This is a genomic window from Pseudonocardia sp. ICBG1142, assembly GCF_020496255.1.
Taxonomy (GTDB): domain Bacteria; phylum Actinomycetota; class Actinomycetes; order Mycobacteriales; family Pseudonocardiaceae; genus Pseudonocardia.
This window is the reverse complement of sequence record NZ_JAHLJC010000030.1, coordinates 1,764,894-1,788,447: the sequence shown is the minus strand read 5'-3', so window position 1 is coordinate 1,788,447 and position 23,554 is coordinate 1,764,894. Positions and strand designations below refer to the sequence as shown.

The window sequence follows — 23,554 nt, the reverse complement described above, 5'->3', positions numbered from 1 at the left end:
CAGCCCGTCCATCGCGAATATTGGTTTGCCGAATCAATCCGAGATGAACGGGCTGCCGCAGTATGTACTATACCACTGGTTTCCGGCGTGATGAAATTCAGGATCTTGTCGCTATAGTGTATGAGCAGGATCAGCGGGACGCGACGGAGGCACGTTTGTCTTGGCCGCCGGTTCTGGGGTTGTTCTGGTCGGTGGTGATCACGTTGGCGTATCTGCGCGGGAATCGTGTGCAGTGGGAGTTGGCGGAAACCTATGGGGTGTCGCAGTCGACGGTTAGTCGAGCGATCACGGGGGTGACACCGTTGCTGGCACAGGCGCTGCGGAGTGTCGTTCCGACGGCAGAGGAGCTTCGTGCCGATCGGCAGTACATCATCGATGGAACCTTGCTGCCCTGCTGGTCATGGGCCGCGGTGCCGGGTCTGTGGTCGGGCAAGCATCGCACCACCGGCGTCGTCGTCCAGGTCGCAGCCACCCTGGAAGGGCAGCTGTCGTGGATCTCCGACCCGACCCCAGGCTCCCGACACGACCTATATTGCCTCGACCAATCCGGCGCCCTCGACCACCTCGCCACATACCCCCCGATCGGCGATAAAGGATACATCGGGCGCGGCATGCTCACCCCGTTCAAAAAACCACCCGGCCGGGAACTTCTCAACTGGCAAAAAACATTCAACAAGAGCCTCAACCACACACGCGCCACCATCGAACGAGTCATCGCTCATATCAAAACGTGGAAAGTTCTCCACACAGACTACCGGCGGCCCTACGCCACATTTAAAACGACAATCTCGGCAGTCATCGGACTCATCTTCTACACACTTACCTGACGGAGCCTGAATAAGCCTCCGGCGGTGTGCACCACCGCGGTCAGCGGGTGCTCGGCCGGGACCGCCGCGAGCACGGCGGCCAGGTCGGCCCGCACGGCGGTGTCGGCCGCGGCCACGGTGACCTCCGCGCCGTGCGCGGCGAGCTCGGCCCTCAGCTCCAGGGCGCCGGGGGCGTCCGGGCCGCGGCGCGAGACCAGCAGCAGGTTGCGGTGGCCCCGGCCGGCCAGGTGCCGGGCCAGCTCGGCGCCCAGGCCGCCGGTGCCGCCGGTGACGAGCACGGTCCCGTCCGGGTCCCAGCCGGGCACCGGGCCGTCCCCGGTGCCGTCGGTGGGTCCGTCGGCCGGGGCGAGCCGGGGCACCCGGACCGCGCCGTCGCGCAGGACGAACTCGGTCTCCCCCGCCGTGAGCAGGGCGGGGAGGGTGGCGAGCGCGGCGAGCGACCCGGCGTCGGTGTCGGCGACGGCGAAGACGCCGGGGGGCTCGGAACGGGCCGAGCGGGCCAGCCCCCACACGGTGCCGGTGGCCGGGTCGGCGAGCCGTTCGTCCGGTGCGGCGGCGACGCCGCCGCGGGTCAGGAACAGCACCGTCAGGTCGGGGCGCTCGGTGGCCAGCCGGTCGGTGACGACGCCGAGCGTGCGATGGGCCAGCGCGCGGGCACGTCCGGGGACGGACCCGTCGGTGTTCGCGGGCAGCGGCACCACGAGCATGCCGGTGCCGTCGGGCACCGCGTCGACCGTGGCCACCACGCCGACCTCGCGTCCCGTCCCGGTCAGCGCCTCGGCCACCGTGCGGGCGACGTCCGGCTCGGCGCCGGCCGGGGTGGGGTCCAGCACCGCCCAGCGCGCCACGTCGACCGGGGCGAGGTCCTCGGCCGGGACCCAGTCGGTGCGCAGCAGCGCCCCGGCGCCGCGCGATGGGCGCACGGGCGTCCCGTCGGGGACGGCGAGGGTGGCGGCCACGGTGAGGACCGGGGCGCCCGCGCCGTCGTGGGCCGAGATCCGCACGCCGCCGGTGCCGTCGGGGCGCAGGGCGACCCGCAGCACGGTGGCGCCGGTGGCGTGCAGCCGTGCGTCGTGCCAGGCGGTGGCCCGCAGGGCGGGCTCCCCGGCGTCGGCGGCGGCGATGCGCACGGCCGCGTCGAGCAGCGCGGGGTGCAGTCCCCAGCCGACCGGCCCCCGGCCCGGGGTCTCCACCAGCGCGATCTCGACGAGGACGCCGTCGTCGGTCCGCCACGCTCCGCGGACCGAGACCGGGCCGTCCGCCGGGAGCGCACCGTCCGGGGCGATCTCCTCGGCGGTCCCGGTCGGCTGCGGGAGGACGGCGGGCACCTCGTAACCGTCGGGGCCGGGTCCGGCGAGCACGCCGGTGGCGTGCGCGACCCACGGGGCGTCCCCGGTGCGGGAGTGGACGGTGACCGGGTGGCGCCCGGACCCGTCGTCGTCGCCGGCGCGGACCTGCAGCGCGAGCGCTCCGGTGGCCGGGACGACGAGCGGGGTGTGCACGGTGAGCTCGGCGACCCGGTCGCAGCCGACCCGGTCGCCGGCCTGCACGGCCAGCTCGACGAGCGTGGCCGACGGCAGCTCGGCCGGGCCGTCGCCGCCCGCCCACGGCACCGCGGCCGCGGTGAGCCGCCCGGTGAGGACACAACCCCCGTCCGCGACGGTGACCGCGGCACCGAGCAGCGGGTGCCCGGCAGGTTCCTGGCCGAGGCCGCCCGCGTCGGCGGGGGCCGCGCCCGTCGCCGGCCAGAACCGGCGGTGCCGGAACGGGTAGGTGGGCAGGTCGACGGTGCGTGCGCCGGTGCCGGCGAGCACCGGGGCCCAGTCGACGTCGACGCCGGCGACGTGCAGCCGGGCGAGCGCGGTGAGCGCGGTCGTCTCCTCGGGCCGGTCGGCGTGCAGCAGCGGGGTGAGCACGGCGCTCTCGCCGGTGAGGTCGGCGGCGAGCGCGGTGAGCACACCGTCCGGGCCGAGCTCCAGGAACGCCGTCGCGCCGCGGTCGGACAGCCGGGCGACGGTGTCGGCGAAGCGGACCGTGTCGCGGACATGACGCACCCAGAACCCGGGGTCGGTCACGTCGTCGTCGCCACCGGTGAGCAGGGGGACGCGCGGCGCGTGCAGGGCCAGGCCCTCCACGACCGTCGCGAACTCCGCCAGCACCGGTTCCATCAGGGGTGAGTGGAACGCATGTCCGACCGGCAAACGGCTAGTCCTGTGCCCGGCGCCGGCGAGCGTGGCGGCGATCGCGGTCACCTCGGCGTCGTCGCCGGCGACCACCACCGAGGCCGGGCCGTTCACCGCGGCGATCGCGGTGCGCGGGGTCAGCAGCGGTGTGACCGTCTCCTCCGGGGCGGCGACCGCGACCATCGCGCCGCCCGCGGGCAGGGCCTCCATCAGCCGGGCCCGGGCGGCGACGAGGGTGCAGGCGTCGTCGAGGGAGAACACCCCGGCGACGTGTGCGGCCGCGATCTCACCGACCGAGTGCCCGCCGAGCAGGGCGGGGCGGATGCCCCAGGACTCGACGAGCCGGTACTGGGCGACCTGCAGCGCGAACAGCGCGGGCTGGGCGATCCCGGTGCGGCGCAGCTCCTCCGGGTCGTCGGGGATCGTGGCGCCGAGCCGGCCCAGCACGTCCTCGAGGGTCTCGGCGAAGACCGGGAAGCGGGCGGACAGCCCGCTCCCCATCCCAGGGCGCTGGGTGCCCTGCCCGGAGAACAGCAGGGCCAGCGTGCGGTGCGTCGCGGTCCCCCGCGCGACCTCGGCGAGGCTCCCGCCCTCGGGCCCGGTGAGCAGGACGGCGCGGTGCTCGAAGCGCGCGCGGCCGTGCACCAGGGAGTACGCGACGTCGACCGGGCGCCGGTCGCGCACCGCGGCCCGCACGTCGTCGAGGGCCGTGTCGAGCACGTCGGGGTGCCGGGTGGACACCGGCAGCGCCACCACGGCGGGGGTCACCCAGGGCCCCGGCAAAGTCGCTAGATGATCTTGTAGGTGGTCAGTGGTCGATGGGGGTCGCGGGCGTGGTGGCGGAGTGCTGCGGCGATGTTGCTGACGCCGTGCAGGCGTAGCGCGGTGATCGCGAGGTTCCGCAACGCCGACATGACCTGCGGGGCGTGACCGGTGTGGGCGGTGGCGCGGTCTTCGTCGAAGCAGACATCACGGACCCAGTGCAGGCGATTCTCGATCGACCAGTGCCCACGGATCCAGCGGGCGAGCAGTCCTGGATCGGCGTCGGTGCTGGTCAGGCTGGTGATCGCGTAGGCGGTCTCGGTTCTCCACTTCCCGCCAGGCCGCAGTGGGCGACGCCGGCGCACCAGCTTGATCGCCTGGGATGCGTGGGGGAAGAACTCTGCGCCCAGGTCGGGACAGGGGTGCAGGCTGACCATGCTGATCGTGCGGGTCTCGACGCGGCCGTGCCCACGCCCGCGTTGACGATCAGCGACGCCGATCTGGGTCCAGGGCAGCGCCCGTACCCGTGCCAGCAGCGTGGGCTGGTTCGCTTTGATCGTCATCAGGTAGTGCCCGCCGCGGCGGTGTAGGTAGTCGGCGTGGGCTCGCTGGGTGTGCAGAGCGTCCGCGGTGACCAGTACATCGTCGAGGTCGAGGGGGTCGAGCAGCGCGGTGAACGCGGTGATCTCGCTGCCCTTCTCTGCGACCTGAACCTGGCCGAGCACGCCACCGCTGGTCTGGTCGAGCACCGACACCAGATGCGGGAGCCAGACCCTGCCGTCGGCGGCACGGACGCGGGCGCCGCGCAGGGTCTTGCCGTCCAAGGCCAGCACGCGACGCTGTTCTCGCCGGGGTGTGCCCTCCGCCGCCGGCTGGGCGCTGAGCTGGGGCAACACCCAGGACTGCAACGCCGCCTCCAGCGCCGAGGCGTCGACCCGTTGCAGGACCCGGCGGATGGTCGACTCGTGCGGAGCGACCGCGCCCACCCCGAGCACGTCCAGCACGGCGCGGCCGACGTCATGGGCGTACTCGGCGATCGCGGTGAACGACCGGGCCCCCGCCAACACCGCGCACGCCCCCAGTAGCAACACCGCGAGGACACCGTGGCGGACACCGCGTGGTTTCCGCGGGTCCGGCACTCGCGACAGGGCCTCCACCAGCGACAACCCCGCCGCCTCACCGACCGGCGCGGCTCTCCCCGCGTCAGGACCGACCTCCAGGCCTTCCAGAGCAGCAACGATCGGAGACACTGACACTGCGGACACAGGCTTCCTGACGTGAGCAAGGATTCGACACCCTCATGATCACGCCAAGCCTGTGTCCGCACCCACCCCCACCCCCCACATCACCGCAGCTCAGGACCCACCCATCACGACTTTGCCGGGGCCCTGACCGGGAGGGTGGTCGCGGAGCGGCCATGGTCATCAGTACGTAGTTCCATGCTTTGAGAGAAGAAAGGTCAAGGCCAAGGTCAACTGACTGCGGCAGGGTGGGCGGTTTGGGCTGGTTTGGGTATATCTGTCCGTAGTAGCTGAGCGTGTTCATGTGATTACTTCGGGTAGTGGTTCTTGACTAATGGGGGGGGGGGCGTGTTCGGATGCGTTCGTGAGAACGAAGAAGTTCGCGTGTCGTGTTGCCGGGGCAGCGTTAGTTGTGGTTGTTTCGATGGGTGCGGTTACAGGGGTTGCTGCGGCTGAGGTTGCGGAGCGTTCAGTGAGTGTCAGTTCGCTCGCTGGGGTGGCACCTGGTTTCAAGAGCGTGGGCAATAAAGCGCAACCTCCGCCTCCAGCTCCCCCTTGGGGTGCTTGCGGCAGAACCACCCCTGAAACGAAGCTCGTCCGGGAGTTCACAACGCAGGTTCCTCGCGCTAGGTATCAGCTGCTGTGCGGCAACCTAGATAGAGGGTATCGGCACATCCTTTCGCGACACCGACTCGACTTTGAACGCATGGCCGCTGGCACGGGAACTAACTGGAGGGATGTTGCCGATCTCGCCATCGACTCCATGCTGAAGGACCCCGATTCTCTTAAGCCTGCGAACGGGGATCAAACATGCCGAGTGCGCGTTCTGTTCTTGAGGAATAACCGGACGAATCAGACTGTCCGTCAGCAGCAGTTCAAGATGTTCACCGAGAACGGATCGAATGTAATTCGATCCGCATTTCCCGACAACAGGGGGTGTTGATAGTGGACGCATGCGATCGCAGAGAGTGGATCTTCTCTTTCCTGAGAGAGGCGGGTTTTAGGTTCATTAGGCACGGGAAAAGAGATTCATACAGGCTCTTGCCCTCAGCAGACAAGTCCCACCCGCTGGGGGTAGTGCTAGTTGCACCCCCGGTAGAGATCAATGAGTATGTCGACGAAAGAATGAAGGGCTTCCCAGTAGGGACCGTAAAAGACTCTGAGGAGAGTGCCCTCGGGATGGTCGCCGTGAACATCTTGGAAGAGATTTCAGTCGACCATGGCGGCGGGCGCAATTATACGCGCTCACTTGGGTTTCGCCGCCGAAGCGGGGTTGTCGAGTTATTCGTTGATTCCTTTCCTCCTCCCGTGGAAGGGGAATGGGATCCGGACTCTCCTTTAGAATGGACGGCGGAGCGTCCGTCATCTGCGTGAGGCCGGCTTGTCGTGAGTGGTCACTGCGCCGGGTGGTTCGTGGGCAAGTCGATCCGGAACGGAGCCCGCTCTGGCGGGTGGGGACCGGAAGCGGCGCGGCAGCCTGGGGTTGTTCGGCTCAGCGCAGCGACCCGCTCTGCGGGACCCACCCGCCCAGGGGCTCCGGTCCGGATCGACTTGCCCACGACCACTACCGAATCGACACCGCCCGAGGGCCGAACACCGCATCCACCCAGCCCCGCTCCGGTACGTCCCCCCACCACCGCCGACCATCAAGACTTGTCCACTCGATCCTGGGCACGCCGACACCAACCGGTACGCCATCAAACAGGTTCATCGCATACGTGCCAGCGGAGTACGACACTCCTCGCTGAACCAAATGCAAGGGATATCCGGTCAATGGACAAATGTGCAGGTTCGCGAACCGACCACCCAGCGAATCCCTATCGAGATGATAAGTGAACAGTAACGACAAATCGCAGGATATCCAGCACTCCTCAATAGTCAGCTCGCTGCGACCATCAACCCCCTCAGCAACCCAGAGACGCGCTGCCTCAACAAAGCTATGCCCTACGGCAGCGGCCCATCCCTCCGCCTCAACATCCGCGAACTCCACATCACCAGGATCAGTCACCCCACCCCTCCCGGGCCAGAATACGGGCCAGAATACGGGCCATTGTAGACGACCTGCTCCTCCTCCTGGCCGGGATTCGCCACTAGCGGACCCTCATACATGACCCGCTCCCCATCCGAACCCTTATACACAATCTGCTCTTTCTCCTGACCGGGATTCACTCCTGGAGTCGACCGAGCCGGACCGCCAAAAACCTGATTGATCCACTCAGGACAGCGAGGCCGATCCTTCCCAAGCTCACAAAACGCAGTCACCACTCCGAACATTCCCGACTTCGGAGCAAGCCAGAAAGGATTGTAATCAATCGCGACCAGGACCCGCACTCTCTCGACTACTGTGCAGCCACTAATCTTACATACTCGGCGGTCGAATCCGCCCCGGTGGTTCCACCTATTATTTCCCTTGTTGATAACCTGCATCGGGCCGCCCACCACGGCGGCCACCACCTGATCATTTTTGATATTATGCTTCCAGAAAACCTTGTCGTAGCCGAACCCCTCGTTCGGGGTCTCCGCATACCAGTAGCCCCTCCGGTAGAACACCGGCCCGCCGACAGAATTCTTAAAAACCTTCCGCACGTACGCCTGATACGACACCGGCGGCTTCGGACGCGCCGCCATTACCCCCACCTCTGGCGCCTCACTCGCCGCAGCGGAGACTCCCACCACGGAAAGCAAACACGCCAGCACTACAATCAGAACTACCCCGGAACGGGACATCATTCGCCAAGTACGACTCCTCACGCGGCGAACCTAATCAGTCCCGTCTCCGACGCAGACGCACAACCCCGCCCTTGTTGCATACCCGACGCATACACAACGTGATCACATAAACACTCTACGTGCAACACTACGGACAGATACGCCCAAACCAGCTCAAACCACCCACCCTTGCCGCAGTCAGTTGACCTTGACCTTCCTTCTCTCAAAGCATGGAACTACGTACTGATGATCATGGCCGCTCCGCGACCACCCTCCCGGTGGGTCGGGCTGGCGCCCGACACCTCGACCGGCCGTCAGCGAAGCAGGGTGGTTGACGTGTCGGGCGCCAGCCCGACCCACCGGGACTCACTCCACCACCCACACAACAGCAGGTCACAGCAATGACCAACCCGAGAACACCCAGGGGTAAGTCCAGAAGACGCCCCCGGAAACGATCTTGGGCTCTCTCGGGAGAAACAAAGTCCCTCTCGGGAATTACGGGGCCCCTCCCGGGCCGACAGCGCCGAGGGCGCACGACCCCAACGACGGCGCAACAGACCCCGCGCACGCCGGTCCGCGCATCGGGCGGACACCCTACTCCTGCACGCACCCAAACCCCGAGCAGGCAAATGCTAAACCCATCCTGCGACACCCTCTGAAGTCGCAGCTCCAGCAGAGTGGACGCCGAAACAGGCGCCACTGCCTCCCCTGTACGGAAGGAGACGCCCGTCCGTAATAATAAGCGCGGGAAGCTCGCATGAAAAGGCACCATAAAAGGCACAGGACTCTCGCCCAGGGCGACCGCGGAGCCAGGGCCCCGGCAAAGTCGCTAGATGATCTTGTAGGTGGTCAGTGGTCGATGGGGGTCGCGGGCGTGGTGGCGGAGTGCTGCGGCGATGTTGCTGACGCCGTGCAGGCGTAGCGCGGTGATCGCGAGGTTCCGCAACGCCGACATGACCTGCGGGGCGTGACCGGTGTGGGCGGTGGCGCGGTCTTCGTCGAAGCAGACATCACGGACCCAGTGCAGGCGATTCTCGATCGACCAGTGCCCACGGATCCAGCGGGCGAGCAGTCCTGGATCGGCGTCGGTGCTGGTCAGGCTGGTGATCGCGTAGGCGGTCTCGGTTCTCCACTTCCCGCCAGGCCGCAGTGGGCGACGCCGGCGCACCAGCTTGATCGCCTGGGATGCGTGGGGGAAGAACTCTGCGCCCAGGTCGGGACAGGGGTGCAGGCTGACCACGCTGATCGTGCGGGTCTCGACGCGGCCGTGCCCACGCCCGCGTTGACGATCAGCGACGCCGATCTGGGTCCAGGGCAGCGCCCGTACCCGTGCCAGCAGCGTGGGCTGGTTCGCTTTGATCGTCATCAGGTAGTGCCCGCCGCGGCGGTGTAGGTAGTCGGCGTGGGCTCGCTGGGTGTGCAGAGCGTCCGCGGTGACCAGTACATCGTCGAGGTCGAGGGGGTCGAGCAGCGCGGTGAACGCGGTGATCTCGCTGCCCTTCTCTGCGACCTGAACCTGGCCGAGCACGCCACCGCTGGTCTGGTCGAGCACCGACACCAGATGCGGGAGCCAGACCCTGCCGTCGGCGGCACGGACGCGGGCGCCGCGCAGGGTCTTGCCGTCCAAGGCCAGCACGCGACGCTGTTCTCGCCGGGGTGTGCCCTCCGCCGCCGGCTGGGCGCTGAGCTGGGGCAACACCCAGGACTGCAACGCCGCCTCCAGCGCCGAGGCGTCGACCCGTTGCAGGACCCGGCGGATGGTCGACTCGTGCGGAGCGACCGCGCCCACCCCGAGCACGTCCAGCACGGCGCGGCCGACGTCATGGGCGTACTCGGCGATCGCGGTGAACGACCGGGCCCCCGCCAACACCGCGCACGCCCCCAGTAGCAACACCGCGAGGACACCGTGGCGGACACCGCGTGGTTTCCGCGGGTCCGGCACTCGCGACAGGGCCTCCACCAGCGACAACCCCGCCGCCTCACCGACCGGCGCGGCTCTCCCCGCGTCAGGACCGACCTCCAGGCCTTCCAGAGCAGCAACGATCGGAGACACTGACACTGCGGACACAGGCTTCCTGACGTGAGCAAGGATTCGACACCCTCATGATCACGCCAAGCCTGTGTCCGCACCCACCCCCACCCCCCACATCACCGCAGCTCAGGACCCACCCATCACGACTTTGCCGGGGCCCTGGGGGGTCACCTGCCCGGCCGCGGGCTCCGCGACGGGCGGCGGCTCGGGTGCGGCCTCCAGCACGACGTGGGTGTTGGTGCCGCTGATCCCGAACGAGGACACCGCGGCCCGGCGGGGCCGCCCGGTGTCCGGCCACGGGGTCCGCTCGGTGCGCAGCCGCACCGCCCCGGACGACCAGTCCACGTGGCCGGAGGGCTCGGTGACGTGCAGGGTGCGGGGCAGCTCGCCGTGCCGCAGCGCCTGCACCGTGGCGACCACGCCGACCGCGCCGGCGGCGGCCTGGGTGTGGCCGAGGTTGGACTTGACCGACCCGAGCAGCAGCGGGTGCTCGCGCTCCCCCCGCCCGTAGGTCGCCAGCAGCGCGTGGGCCTCGATCGGGTCGCCGAGCACCGTGCCGGTGCCGTGCGCCTCGACCGCGTCCACCTCGGCTGCGGTCAGCCCGGCCGCGGCCAGGGCCGCCCGGATGACCCGCTGCTGGGCGGGCCCGTTCGGGGCGGTCAGCCCGTTGGAGGCGCCGTCGGAGTTCACCGCGGAGCCGCGCAGCACCGCGAGGACCTCGTGGCCGCGGCGGCGGGCGTCGGACAGCCGCTCCAGCACGATCACGCCGACGCCCTCGGACCAGGCGGTGCCGTCGGCGTCGTCGGAGAAGGGCTTGCACCGGCCGTCCGGGGCGAGGCCGCCCTGCTGGGTGAACTCCATGAAGGCGCCGGGGGTAGACATGAGCTGCACGCCACCGGCGAGGGCCAGCGAGCACTCGCCGGCGCGCAGCGACTGCGCGCCGAGGTGCAGCGCCACCAGCGCCGAGGAGCACGCGGTGTCGACGGTCATCGCGGGGCCCTCCAGGCCCAGGGCGTAGGCCACCCGGCCGGAGGTGACGCTGGCCGAGGTGCCGGTCCCGGAGTAGCCCTCCATGCTCTCCGGCGAGCCGAACAGCAGGTGCGCGTACTCGGCGCCGCCGGTGCCGACGAACACCCCGGTCGGGGTGCCGCGCAGGGCGGTCGGATCGATCCCGGCGCGCTCGCACGCCTCCCAGGACGCCTCGAGCACCAGCCGCTGCTGCGGGTCCATCGACAGCGCCTCGCGCGGGGAGATCCCGAAGAACTCCGGGTCGAACTCGGCGATCGAGTCGAGGAAGCCGCCGCGGGCCGTCGCGCTGGAGCCCGGCCCCTGGCCGGCCAGCGCGGCGAGGTCCCAGCCGCGGTCGGTGGGCAGCGGACCGGTGGCGTCGCGCTCCTCCACGAGGAGCTGCCACAGGTCCTCCGGGGACCGGACACCGCCGGGGAACCGGCAGCTCATCCCGACCACGACGACGGGGTCGTCGTCGGTGGCGCGGGCCGGTGCGGCGGCCGAGGTGTCCGCGGGGGCATCCGGGTCGCCGAAGAGCTCGCCGAGCAGGTGCGCGGCGAGCGCGTCGGGTGTCGGGTAATCGAAGACGAGCGTGGCGGGCAGGCTCAGCCCGGTGCCGGCGGTGAGCCGGTTCCGCAGCTCGACCGCGGTCAGCGAGTCGAGTCCGAGCTGGCGGAACTCGGCGGTGCCGTCGAGGCCCTCGGGCGAGGCGTGTCCGAGCACGGCCGCGGTCTCGGCGCGGACCAGGGCGCGGACCGCGTCCGGCCGGTCGTCGGCGGCGAGGCCGGTGAGCCGGTCCCTGGCGCGGCCGTCCCCGCCGCCCGCGGCGGTGCGCCGGGTGCGGACCAGGCCGCGCAGCAGCGGCGGCACGGTCGCGGCGTCCGGTGCCGGTCCGGCACCGCTGCCCGCGGTGACCCGGGCGGGGACGACGACCGGGTCGTCGACCAGGGTGGCCGCGTCGTAGAGGGCGAGGCCCTGCTCGAGCGACAGCGGCGGCATCCCGGACCGTTCCATCCGTTCCAGGGCCGCGGCGTCGAGCGCCGCGGTCATGCCGGTGGTCGGCGCCCAGGCACCCCAGGCCAGGGAGACGGCGGGGAGCCCGAGCCCGCGGCGGTGCTGGGCCAGTGCGTCGAGGTAGCCGTTGGCCGCGGCGTAGTTGCCCTGCCCGGCGCTACCCATGACCCCCGAGACCGAGGAGTAGAGGACGAACGCGGTGAGGTCGAGCCCGGCGGTCAGCTCGTGCAGGTGCCAGGCGGCGTCGACCTTGGGGGCGAGCACGCGGTCGAGCCGCTCCGGGGTGAGCGAGCCGACGACGCCGTCGTCGAGGATCCCGGCCGCGTGCACCACCGCGGTCAGCGGCCGCTCCAGACCGGCGAGCACCGCGGCGAGAGCGTCGCGGTCGGCGACGTCGCAGGCGTGCACCGCGACCTGCGCCCCGCCCGCCCGCAGGTCGGCGACGAGCTCGGCCGCGCCGGGCGCGTCCGGGCCGCGGCGGCTGACCAGGGTCAGGTGCCGCGCGCCGCCGTCGACGAGGTGCCGGGCCAGACGTCGAAGCGGGCGTGCAGCTCGCGGCCCGCACCGAGCCGGACGCTGCCCTGCCCGGAGAACAGGACCGCGGTGCCCGGCTCCCCGGCGACGCCGCTGGCCAGCTCGATGAGACCGTCCGGGCCCGCGGCGAACACGGCGCGGTGCTCGTGCACCGCCCGGGTGGCGGCCAGCGCGGCGCCGATGTCGGACCGGGCGCCGGGGCCGGCCGGGTCGAGGGCGTGCAGCTGCGCGACCCGCTCCTGCAGGGAGCGCGCGCTGCGGGCGGAGACCGGCCACGGGACGAGCGCGTCCTCCGGCCCGGGGCGGGCCGGAGCCGGTTCCCCGGGCGGCGGCTCCTCCAGCACCACGTGGGCGTTGGTGCCGCTGATGCCGAACGAGGAGAGCCCGGCGCGGCGGGTGCGTCCGCCGGCTGGCCACGGGCGCGGCTCGGTGAGCAGCGCGATCCGGTCGGCCCAGTCCACCCGGCCGGTGGGTCGCTCGACGTGCAGGGTGCGGGGCAGCTCCCCGTGCCGCATCGCGAGGACGATCTTGAGCAGCCCGGCCATGCCGGCGGCGGCCTGGGTGTGGCCCATGTTCGACTTCACCGAGCCGAGCCGCAACGGCGCGTCGCGGTCGGCGCGGCCGTAGGTGGCCAGCAGTGCCTGCGCCTCGATCGGGTCGCCGAGTGCGGTGCCGGTGCCGTGCGCCTCGACGACGTCGACGTCGGCGGCGTCGAGCCCGGCCGCGGCGAGCGCGGCCCGGATGACCCGCTGCTGGGACGGCCCGTTCGGGGCGGTGAGCCCGTTGGAGGCGCCGTCGGAGTTGACCGCCGAGCCGCGGAGCACCGCGAGCACGGGATGGCCGTGCCGGCGGGCCTCGGAGAGCCGCTCCACGACGACCACGGCCGCGCCCTCGGACCAGGCGGTGCCGTCGGCGTCGTCGGAGAAGGCCTTCACGCGGCCGTCGGCGGCGAGCCCGCCCTGCCGGGAGAACCCGCCGAACGAGGTCGGGGTGGCCATCACGGTGACCCCGCCGACCAGGGCACGGTCGCACTCGCCGGCCCGCAGCGCCTGGGCGGCGAGGTGCAGCGCGACCAGCGCCGAGGAGCACGCGGTGTCGACGGTGACGGCGGGCCCCTCCAGCCCGAGCGCGTAGGACAGGCGCCCGGAGATGACGCTGGCGGCCAGCCCGGTGCCGGCGTGGCCCTCCAGGTCCTCTCGGGAGCCGAGGACGACGCGCTGGTAGTCCTGCCCGTTGGTGCCCACGAACACCCCGGTCCGGGATCCGCGCAGGCTCGTCGGTTCGGTGCCGGAGCGCTCCAGGGACTCCCAGGACGTCTCCAGCAGCAGCCGCTGCTGGGGGTCCATGGCGAGCGCCTCGCGCGGGGAGATGTCGAAGAACGCGGCGTCGAAGTCGGCGACGCCGTCGAGGAACCCGCCCCGGGCGGTCGCGCTGGCGCCGGGGCCGTCGCCGGCCAGCGCCGCGAGGTCCCAGCCGCGGTCGGTGGGGAACGGGCCGATCACGTCGCGGCCCTCGGTGAGGACGGTCCAGAGGTCCTCGGGCGAGGCGATGCCGCCGGGGAACCGGCAGGCCGCGCCGACGACGACGACCGGGTCGTTCCGGTCGTCCGGGCCGGCCACGGACGTGGTCGGGGCCGCGGCGTCATCGGCAGCGTCACCGGCCGGGTCGAGCTCGTCGAGCAGGTGCCGGGCCACCGCCCGCGGGGTGGGGTGGTCGAACACCAGCGCGGCGGGCACGGCGAGCCCGGTGACGGCGGCGAGCCGGTCGCGCAGCTCCACCGCGGTGAGCGAGTCGATCCCGAGGTCACGGAACGGGCGCTCGGCGGGGATCCGGTCGGTCCCGGTGTGGCCGAGCACGGCGGCGGCGGTGGCGCGCACCAGGTCCAGGACCGGCTCGATCCGGTCGGTGCCGCGCAGCCCGGACAGCCGGGCGCGCATCTCCCCGCCGGCCCGCTCGGTGTCCCGGCGGGCCGCGGCGGCCGCGTCCGCGGCGGCCCGGGCGCCGGGCAGCGCCGACAGCAGCGGCGACGGGCGCAGCGACAGCAGCGAGGTGAGCAGCTGCGGGCGGGCCAGCTCGGCGACCACCGGGGCGGCGGCCGGGCCGTCGGCCGAGCGCCACAGCGCGGACAGGGCCAGCGCCGGGTCGAGCGCGGTGGAGCCGGAGCGGCGACGGGCCCGGTCCGCGTCGTCGCCGGCGGCCATGCCGTCGCCGGCCCATGCCCCCCAGGCCACCGACACCGCCGGCAGGCCGTCGGCGCGGCGGGCCGCCGCGAGCGCGTCCAGGGCGGCGTTGGCTGCGGCGTAGTTGCCCTGGCCGGGGTTGCCGACCGCGCCGGCGACCGAGGAGAACAGGACGAACAGCGCGACCGGGTGGTCCCGGGTCAGCTCGTCGAGCAGCCGCGCGGCGGTGACCTTGGTCCGCCACACCGTGTCGAACCGGTCCGGGGTCAGGGAGTCGAGCGCGCCGTCGTCGAGGACACCCGCGGCGTGCACGACGCCGTCGACGGGGTGTGCGTCGAGCACGCGGGCCAGTGCGTCGCGGTCGGTGACGTCGGCGGCGACCAAGACCGGCTCGGCGCCGAGCGCGGTCAGCTCGGCGGACAGCTCGGCCGCTCCGGCGGCGTCGGGGCCGCGGCGGCCCAGCAGCACCAGCCGGCGGGTGCCGCGACGGGCGAGGTCACGGGCCACATGCGCGCCGAGCGCACCGGTGCCGCCGGTGACCAGGACGCAGCCGGGAGCCGGGGCCTCGGCGGTGGCGCCGACCGGGTAGGTGACCAGCCGCCGCCCCAGCACGCCGTTGTCGCGCACCGCGACCTGGTCCTCCTCACCCGCACCGGTGAGGACGGCGACGAGCCGGCGGGCGGCCCGGCCGTCGAGGTCGGCGGGCAGGTCGGCGAGCCCGGCCCAGCGGGTGGGGTGCTCGAGCGCCGCGACCCGGCCGAGCCCCCAGAGCGCGGCGCGCTCCGGGACCGGAGCGGGGTCGGCGCCACCGGTGCCGACGGCGCCGCGGGTGAGTGTCCACAGCGGCGCGTCGACACCGGCGTCGCCGAGGGCCTGGACGAGGGTGAGGGTGCCGGTGAGCGCGGTGTGCGCGTCGGGGTGCAGACCGAGCAGGGACACGAGGCGGTCCGCGCCGGCCCCGGCCGGGCCGACCAGGGCGGCCAGCGCGCCGCGGTCGGCGAGCGCCACGTCGTCGACGGCGACCGGCCCGGCCACCGTCGCACCGGCGTCGCGCAGCGCCGCGGCCACGGCGGCGGTGTCGGGATCGGTGCCGGGGTCGGCGGTCCGGGCGACCAGCAGGACCCGGCCCGGTCGCGCGGGGGCGGCGGGGGTGACCGGCTCCCAGGTCTCGCGGAACCGGACGGCGTCGACGGCGCCCTCGGCGCGGCGGCGGCGGCGCCAGGCCGACAGCGCCGGGACGACCGCGGAGACCGCGTCGTCGTCCAGGTCGAGGGTGGCGGCCAGCGACTCCAGGTCGCCCTGCTCGACAGCGGCCCAGAACGCGGACTCCCCCGGGTCGGCGCCGCTGGCGCGGGCGGCGGGGTCGAGCCAGTACCGGTCCCGGCGGAACGGGTAGACCGGCAGGTCCACCGGCCGGGCCCCGGTCCCGTCGAACCACGGGCCCCACCGCACGGGCCCGCCCGCCACGTGGAGCCGGGCGAGCGCGGTGGCGAGCGCGGTCTCCTCGTCCCGGTCGCGGCGCAGCGTCGGGACGATCCCGTCGGCCAACGGTGCCAGCACGGCGTCCGGACCGACCTCCAGCAGCGTGTCCGCCCCGGCGGCGCGCGCGGCGTCGACGACGTCGGCGAACCGCACCGTGGCCCGCACGTGCCGCACCCAGTACGCGGGGTCGGTGATCTCGTCCCCGGCGAGGGCACCGGCGGTCCCGGACAGCACCGGGATCCGCGGCGCGGACAGGCGCAGCCCGGCGACGACACCGGCGAACCGCTCCAGCACCGGCTCGACCAGCGGCGAGTGGAACGCGTGCGACACCGGCAGCCGGGTGCCCTCGACGCCGAGCCGGGCGCGGACCGCCTCGACGGCGGCGGCCTCGCCGGAGAGCACCACCGAACGAGGTCCGTTCACGGCGGCGACGTCGGCGAGTGCGGTCCCCTCGGCCGCCAGCGCGGCCCGGGCGGCGTCCTCGGTGACCCGCAGCGCCACCATCACGCCCCCCGCGGGCAGCTCCGCCATGAGCGTGGCGCGGGCGGTGACCAGGGCGGCGGCGTCGGCGAGCGAGAGCACACCCGCGACGTGGGCCGCGGTGATCTCGCCGACCGAGTGGCCGCCGACGGCGACCGGGCGGACCCCGAAGGACTCCAGCTGCCGGTACAGCGCGGTCTCCACCGCGAACAGCGCCGGCTGGGTGACCGCGGTGTCGGCCAGTGCGTCGGCGTCGGTGCCCCACATGACCTCGCGCACCCGGGGGTCGAGGACCGCCAGGGCCTCGTCGAGGGCCGCGGCGAACACCGGGAAGCGGGCGTGGAGCTCGCGACCCATCCCGGCCCGCTGGGCGCCCTGCCCGGAGAACAGCAGCGCCGGGCGCCCGCCGCCCGCGGTGCCGCGGGCGACCTCGACGGGTGCGGCCGCCCCGTCGCGGCCGGCCAGCAGCACGGCGCGCCGGTCCAGGCGGGTGCGGCGGGTGGCGAGGGTCAGGCCGGTGTCCAGCGGGTCGGTGCCCGCGGCGGTCACCCGGGCGGCGAGCGCGTCGAGGGTCTCGTCGTCGACGGCCGACAGCGGCCACGGCACGACCGCGGGCACCACGTCGGGGGCGGGCGCCACCTCGGGCGGTGTCTCCGGCAGCGTCTCCGGCGGGGCCTGCTCGACCAGGACGTGCGCGTTGGTCCCGGACAGCCCGAAGGAGGAGACGCCGATCCGGCGCGGACGCCCGGTCGAGGGCCACGGCGTGTGTCCGGTGAGCAGCGACACCGCGCCGTCGGCCCAGTCGACGTGCCCGGTGGGCGCGGCGACGTGCAGGGTGGCGGGAAGCTCGGCGTGCTGCAGCGCCAGCACCGACTTGATCATCCCGGCGACGCCGGCGGCGCCCTGGGTGTGGCCGAGGTTGGACTTCACGGTGCCGAGCAGCAGCGGGTGCTCGCGGTCCCGACCGTAGGTGGCGATCAGGGCCTGGGCCTCGATCGGGTCCCCGAGCACCGTCCCGGTGCCGTGTGCCTCGACGGCGTCGACCTCGGCCGGGGCGAGCCCGGCGTCGGCCAGGGCGGCGCGGATGACGCGCTGCTGGGCGGGCCTGTTGGGGGCGGTGAGCCCGTTGGAGGCGCCGTCGGAGTTGAGCGCGGTCCCGCGCAGCACGGCGAGCACCGGATGTCCGTGCGCGCGGGCGTCGGACAGCCGCTCCAGGACCAGCATGCCCGCACCCTCGGACCAGCCGGTGCCGGACGCGTCGTCGGAGAAGGCGCGGCAGCGACCGTCCGGGGACAGCCCGCCCTGGGCGTCGAACCCGACGAAGTTCATCGGCGTCGACATCACGGTGACGCCGCCGACGAGGGCGAGGGAGGTCTCGCCGCTGCGCAGCGACCGGACGGCGAGGTGCAGCGCGACCAGCGACGACGAGCAAGCCGTGTCGACGGTCAGCGAGGGCCCCTCCAGGCCGAAGGTGTACGACAGCCGCCCGGACATGACCGCGGCGGCCAGCCCGGTGCTGGCGTGTCCCTCGACGTCCTGGTCGGACTGCACGACCAGGTGCGTGTAGTCCTGGCCGTTGGTGCCGACCCAGACCCCGGTGGCGCTGCCGCGCAGTGAGGCCGCGTCGATGCCGGCCCGCTCCAGGGACTCCCAGGTGACCTCCAGCAGCTGGCGCTGCTGCGGGTCCATCGCGGTCGCCTCGCGCGGGGAGATCCCGAACACCGCGGGGTCGAAGGTGGTGGCGCAGTCGAGGAACCCACCACGGCCCTCGACCCCGGCCAGCGGGCCGTTGGCCCACCCGCGGTCGGTGGGGAACCCGGTGACGACGTCGCGGCCCTGTGCGAGCAGCTCCCACAGCTCCTCGGGCGAACGCACGCCGCCGGGGAAACGGCAGCCCATCCCGACGACGACGATTGGGTCCGCACCGTCCGCGGTACGGGTGACCGCGGCTGGCGTGACGGAGGTGGCGCCGAGGATCTCCTCGAGCAGCAGCGCGGCGACCGCACGTGGGGTCGGGTGGTCGAACACCAGCGTCGCGGGCAGGGTCAGCCCGGTCGCGGCGGCGAGGTGGTTGCGCAGCTCCAGCGCGGTGAGCGAGTCGACGCCCAGGCGGCGGAACTCGGCGTCGTCGGTGATCGCGGCGGGCGAGTCGTAGCCCAGGACCGCCGCGGCGGCGGCGCGGACCAGCGCGGTGAGCCGGTCGGCCCGGTCCTCGGGATCGAGTCCGGCGAGCCGGTCGGCCCAGTCGTGCGCGGTGCCGCCGCGGCCGTCGGCGGCGCGGCGGCGTCCGGTCCCGGCGAGCCCGCGCAGCAGCGCGGGCACCGCCCCGGTCGGTGCCGGCGCGGCGAGGGCGCGCGGCAGGACCGCGAGGACCGGCTCGTCGAGGCGCAGGGCCGCGTCGAACGCGGCGAGGCCCTGTTCGACGCTCAGCATCGGGGCGCCGGCCGCGGTGATCCGGCGGGTGTCGGCGAGTGTGGCGGTCATGCCCGCGTCCTGCGCCCAGGCTCCCCAGGCCAGTGAGACGGCGGGCAGGCCGTGTCCGCGGCGGTGCGCGGCGAGCGCGTCGAGGGCGCTGTTGGCGGCGGCGTAGTTGCCCTGGCCGGGGGCGCCGAGCATGCCCGAGACCGAGGAGTAGAGCACGAACGCGGCCGGGTCGAGGTCGGCGGTGAGCTCGTGCAGGTGCCAGGCGGCGTCGACCTTGGGGGCGAGCGCCGCGTCGAGGCGCTCCGGGGTGAGGGCGGCGACGACACCGTCGTCGAGGACGCCCGCGGCGTGCACCACCGCCGTGAGAGGGCGCTCCAGCCCGCCGATGACCGCGGCGAGCGCGGCCCGGTCGGCGACGTCGCACGCGTGCACGACGATCCGCACGCCCGCCTGCTCCAGCTCGGTGACGAGGTCGGCGGCGCCGGGGGCCCCGGCCCCGCGGCGGCTGAGCAGGGTGAGGTGGCGGGCCCCGCCCGCGACGAGGTGACGGGCGAGCTCGGCGCCGAGCCCGCCGGTGCCGACGGTCAGCAGGACGGTGCCCTCGGGGTCCCACGGCCGTCCGCTGCCGGAGCCCGCGGGAGCGGGTGCGGGGACCAGCCGCGGGGCGCGGACGGCCCCGTCCCGGACGGCGACGGCTGTCTCCCCCGCCGCGAGCAGCGCGGGCAGCCGCGGGAGCAGCGCGGCGGAGGCGGGGCTGTCGTCGGTGTCGACGAGCAGGATGCGGCCGGGGTTCTCGGTCTGGGCCGAGCGCAGGAGTCCGCAGGCAGCTGCGGCGGCCGGGTCGTCGCCGCCGGTGGCACCGTGGGTGCGGACCAGCAGGGCTCCCCCGCCGGCGCGGGTGTCGTCGCCGTCCGCGGCGAGGTGGGCCTGGACCGCCGCCAGCGCCCGCGCGGTGAGCGCGTGCACCCCGGCGGCGCCGGCAGAGGGGTCGCCGGTGAGGTCGAGCACGGTGGGATCGAGCACCGTGGGATCGAGCACCGTGGGATCGGGCACCGTCGGGCCGGCGGCGGGGAGCTCGACCGGCACCCAGTCGGTGCGCAGCAGCAGCCCCGCCGCGTCGTGCGCGGCGGTGGTCGCGGAGTCCGGGCGCGGCGCCGGGCCCAGCGTCACCGGGCCGGTGGTGAGCACCGCCGCGCCGGTGACGTCGGTGGCGGTCAGCCGTACCGCGGTGGCGGCTGTGGCGGTGCCGTCGGTGCCGGCGGCGCCGGCGGTGCGGTCCCGAGTGATGCGGACCCGCAGCACCGACGCGCCCGCGGCGTGCAGCCGCACGTCCCGCCAGGTGACGGGGGCCAGCGCGGTGGGGCCGTCGAGGACGACCGGGTGCAGCGCGGCCTCCAGCAGCGCCGGGTGCAGGCCCCAGGCGTCGCCGTCCTGCTCGGGCAGCGCGACCTCGGCGAACAGGTCGTCGTCGCGGCGCCAGACCGACCGCACACCGGCGAAGACGGGTGCGGCGGGCAGCCCGGCCGCGGCGAGCTCGTCGATGCCCGGGGCGAGGTCGGTGACGACGGTACCGGCCGGAGGCCACGCGGTGTCGGTGGTCGCGGCCGGGCCGGTGGTTCCGGGCGCGGCGAGGGTGCCGGTGGCGTGCCGGGTCCAGGGGCCCTCGGTGCCGTCGTCCGGGCGGGCGTGCAGGTGCAGCGGGCGGTGCCCGTCGGCGTCCGGCGGGCCGACGCGCAGCTGCAGCCGCATCGCGGTGCCCGCGGGCAGGTGCAGCGGCGGGTCGACGGTCAGCTCCGCCACGCCGGCGGCCCCGACGGTGTGCGCGGCGTGCAGCGCGAGCTCCAGCACGGCGGTGGCGGGGAGCAGCCCGGGACCGTCGGCCGAGGCCAGCCACGGGTGGGTGGCGGTCGACAACGACCCGGTGAGCAGCACCTCGTCGGACCCGGCGACGGTGGTGACCGCCCCCAGCAGCGGGTGCCCGGCCGGGGACACGCCGAGGCCGGCGGCGTCGGCGACCCGCACCGACACCTCGGGCCAGAACCGGCTGTGCGCGAACGCGTAGACCGGGAGGTCGACCGGCCGGGCGCCGGTGCCCTCGTGGACCGCCGCCCAGTCGACGGGGACCCCGGCGGTGTGCAGCCGGCCCAGGGCGGCCAGCAGCGCGGGCTCCTCGGCGCCGGTGCGGCGCAGGGTGGGCACCAGCTCGGCGGTGCCCGCGGCGCTCGCGGTGAGCGCACCGCTCGGCCCGGCCTCGACGAACACCCCGGCCCCGGCCGCGGCGAGCGCGGCCAGTCCGTCGGCGAAGCGGACGGTGCCGCGCAGGTGCCGCACCCAGTACTGCGGGTCGCACAGCTCGTCGCCGACGAGGCCACCGGTCAGGTTGGACACCACCGGCAGCGACGGCCGCCGGTAGGTCAGGCTCTCGGCGACCGACCGGAACCGGTCGAGGACCGGGTCCATCAGGGGCGAGTGGAACGCGTGCGAGACCGGCAGGCGGGTGTGCCGGAACCCGCCCGCGATCGCGACGACCTCGTCCTCCGCGCCGGACAGCACGACCGCGGACGGGCCGTTCACCGCGGCGATCGCCACCCCGGGGGTCAGCAGCGGTCGCACCTGGTCCTCGGTGGCCTCGACCGCGATCATGGCGCCGCCGCGCGGGAGCGCGGCCATCAGCGCGGCGCGGGCGGAGACCAGCCGGCAGGCATCGGCGAGCGGGAACACCCCCGCGACGTGTGCGGCGGCGATCTCGCCGACCGAGTGCCCACCGACCATGTCCGGGACGACACCGAGCGAGCCCAGCAGCCGGTACAGGGCCACGTGGAAGGCGAACAGCGCGGGCTGCGCCGACCCGGTGTCGTCGGAGACGGTGTCCAGGGCGTCGGCGGGCAGGCCGAGCTCGTCGAGCACCTCGGCGAGGGCGTCGGCGAAGACGGGGAAGCGCCGGGCCAGACCGGAGCCCATTCCGGCACGCTGCGAGCCCTGCCCGGAGAACAGCAGCGCCGTCCTGGGCCTGCCGGTGACCGTGCCGGTGCAGGTCCCGGGGGTGGGGGCGCCGTCCAGCCAGGCGGCGAGGGCGTCGCGGTCGGCGACGGCGAGCCGGTGCTCGAACGCGGTGCGGGTGGTGGCCAGGGCGCAGGCGACGTCGAGCGGGCGGACACCGGGCCGGGCGTCGAGGTGGTCGAGCAGCCGCCGGGCCTGCCCGGCCAGCGCCTCGGAGCTGCGCGCGGACAGCAGCCACGGCGGGGTGGCCGCGTCCGGGTGGCGGGGTGCGTCCTGCGCGGGGGGCTCGGGCTCGGGAGCCTGTTCGAGGATGAGGTGGGCGTTGGTGCCGCTCACCCCGAACGAGGAGACGGCGGCGCGCCGGGGCCGCCCGGTCTCCGGCCACGGTCGGGCCCGGTCGAGCAGCTGGATCCCCTCGGTCCACTCCACCCGGGTGCTGGGCCGGGTGACGTGCAGGGTCTGCGGGGCGACGCCGTGCCGGACGGCCTGCACCATCTTGATCACGCCGGCGACCCCGGCCGCGGCCTGGGCGTGGCCGAGGTTCGACTTGACCGAGCCGAGCAGCAGCGGGTGCTCGCGGTCGCGGCCGTAGGTGGCCAGCAGCGCGCCGGCCTCGATCGGGTCGCCGAGCACCGTGCCGGTGCCGTGCGCCTCGACGACGTCGACCTCGCCCGGCCCGAGACCGGCCCGCTCCAGCGCCGCGCGGATGACCCGCTGCTGGGCCCGCCCGCTGGGCGCGGTGAAGCCGTTGGAGGCGCCGTCGGAGTTGACCGCGGACCCGCGCAGCACCGCGAGCACCGGGTGCCCGTGCGCGACGGCGTCGGACAGCCGCTCCAGCAGGACGAGTCCGGCGCCCTCGGCCCAGCCGGTGCCGTCGGCGTCGTCGGAGAAGGAGCGGCAGCGTCCGTCGCGGGCCAGCCCGCCCTGGCGGCTGAACTCGACCAGTGAGCCGGGGGTGGCCATCACGTTGACGCCGCCGGCGAGCGCGAGACCGCACTCACCGGCCCGCAGCGCCTGCGCCGCCAGGTGCATCGACACCAGCGACGACGAGCAGGCGGTGTCCACGGTGACCGTGGGGCCCTCGAGGCCGAGCTCGTAGGACAGCCGCCCGGAGACGGCGCCGGCGGCGATGCCGGTACCGATGTCGCCGGTGGCGTCGTCCATCGAGCGGATGAGCAGGTGCGCGTAGTCCTGGCCGTTGGTGCCCACGTAGACGCCGGTGCGGCTGCCGCGCAGCGTGGACGGGTCCAGCCCGGCGCGTTCGACGGTCTCCCAGGCCAGCTCCAGCAGCAACCGCTGCTGCGGGTCCATGGTGACCGCCTCGCGCGGGGAGATCCCGAAGAAGCCGGGGTCGAAGTCGGCGACCCCGTCGAGGAACCCGCCCTGCAGGCTGACCTCGGTGCCGCGGTCGTCGACGGTCCCGGCGTGCAGGGCGTCGAGGTCCCAGTTGCGGTCGGTGGGGAACCCGCCCACGGCGTCGCGGCCGGAGTCGACGAGCTGCCAGAGCTCGTCCGGGTCGGTGACACCGCCCGGGAAGCGGCAGCCCATGGCGACGATCGCGACGGGCTCGTTCGACGCCGCCCGCAGGTCCCGGTTCTGCCGGCGGAGCCGCTCGGTCTCCTTGATCGATGCCCGCAGGGCGACGACGACCTTCTCCGAGGGGGTGCTCATCAGGTCA

At 73.9% G+C, this 23,554-nt stretch carries 5 protein-coding genes and 2 pseudogenes; 1 reads left to right on the top strand and 6 read right to left on the bottom strand.

The annotated features are described in order from the left end of the window. Positions 1–62 precede the first annotated feature (62 nt). Positions 63–827, top strand: a complete 765-nt coding sequence (locus KPL59_RS22695) for a transposase (protein ID WP_226359656.1) — start codon at positions 63–65, stop codon at positions 825–827. Here the strand turns inward: KPL59_RS22695 and KPL59_RS22690 are convergent. From KPL59_RS22690 to KPL59_RS22665, 6 genes and pseudogenes are all read right to left on the bottom strand, one after another. Further along, positions 812–3,778, bottom strand: a complete 2,967-nt coding sequence (locus KPL59_RS22690; protein ID WP_226361897.1) for an SDR family NAD(P)-dependent oxidoreductase — start codon at positions 3,776–3,778, stop codon at positions 812–814. The two genes, KPL59_RS22695 and KPL59_RS22690, sit on opposite strands and share 16 nt — an antisense overlap. Positions 3,779–3,798: 20 nt before the next feature. Continuing rightward, positions 3,799–5,022 carry an ISAs1 family transposase gene (locus KPL59_RS22685; protein ID WP_226361896.1) on the bottom strand — a complete coding sequence of 408 codons (1,224 nt, stop codon included), beginning with the start codon at positions 5,020–5,022 and terminating at the stop codon, positions 3,799–3,801. A 1,995-nt stretch (positions 5,023–7,017) separates the two neighbouring features. Then, positions 7,018–7,641, bottom strand: coding sequence for a hypothetical protein (locus KPL59_RS22680; protein WP_226361895.1), 624 nt, complete (start codon positions 7,639–7,641; stop codon positions 7,018–7,020). A 910-nt stretch (positions 7,642–8,551) separates the two neighbouring features. Beyond that, positions 8,552–9,775, bottom strand: a complete 1,224-nt coding sequence (locus KPL59_RS22675) for an ISAs1 family transposase (RefSeq protein WP_226351754.1) — start codon at positions 9,773–9,775, stop codon at positions 8,552–8,554. Between the two features lie 105 nt (positions 9,776–9,880). Further along, a pseudogene (locus tag KPL59_RS37790) lies at positions 9,881–12,307 on the bottom strand (beta-ketoacyl synthase N-terminal-like domain-containing protein); the annotation flags it as partial. Further along, a pseudogene (locus KPL59_RS22665) lies at positions 12,268–23,514 on the bottom strand (type I polyketide synthase); the annotation flags it as partial. The pseudogenes KPL59_RS37790 and KPL59_RS22665, both read right to left, overlap by 40 nt. Between the last annotated feature and the right edge of the window lie 40 nt (positions 23,515–23,554).

Excerpts from the sequence above, each read along its gene's own strand:
- KPL59_RS22695 (WP_226359656.1), top strand. The coding sequence starts at position 63 with ATGTACTATACCACTGGTTTCCGGCGTGATGAAATTCAGGATCTTGTC.
- KPL59_RS22680 (WP_226361895.1), bottom strand. The coding sequence starts at position 7,641 with ATGGCGGCGCGTCCGAAGCCGCCGGTGTCGTATCAGGCGTACGTGCGG.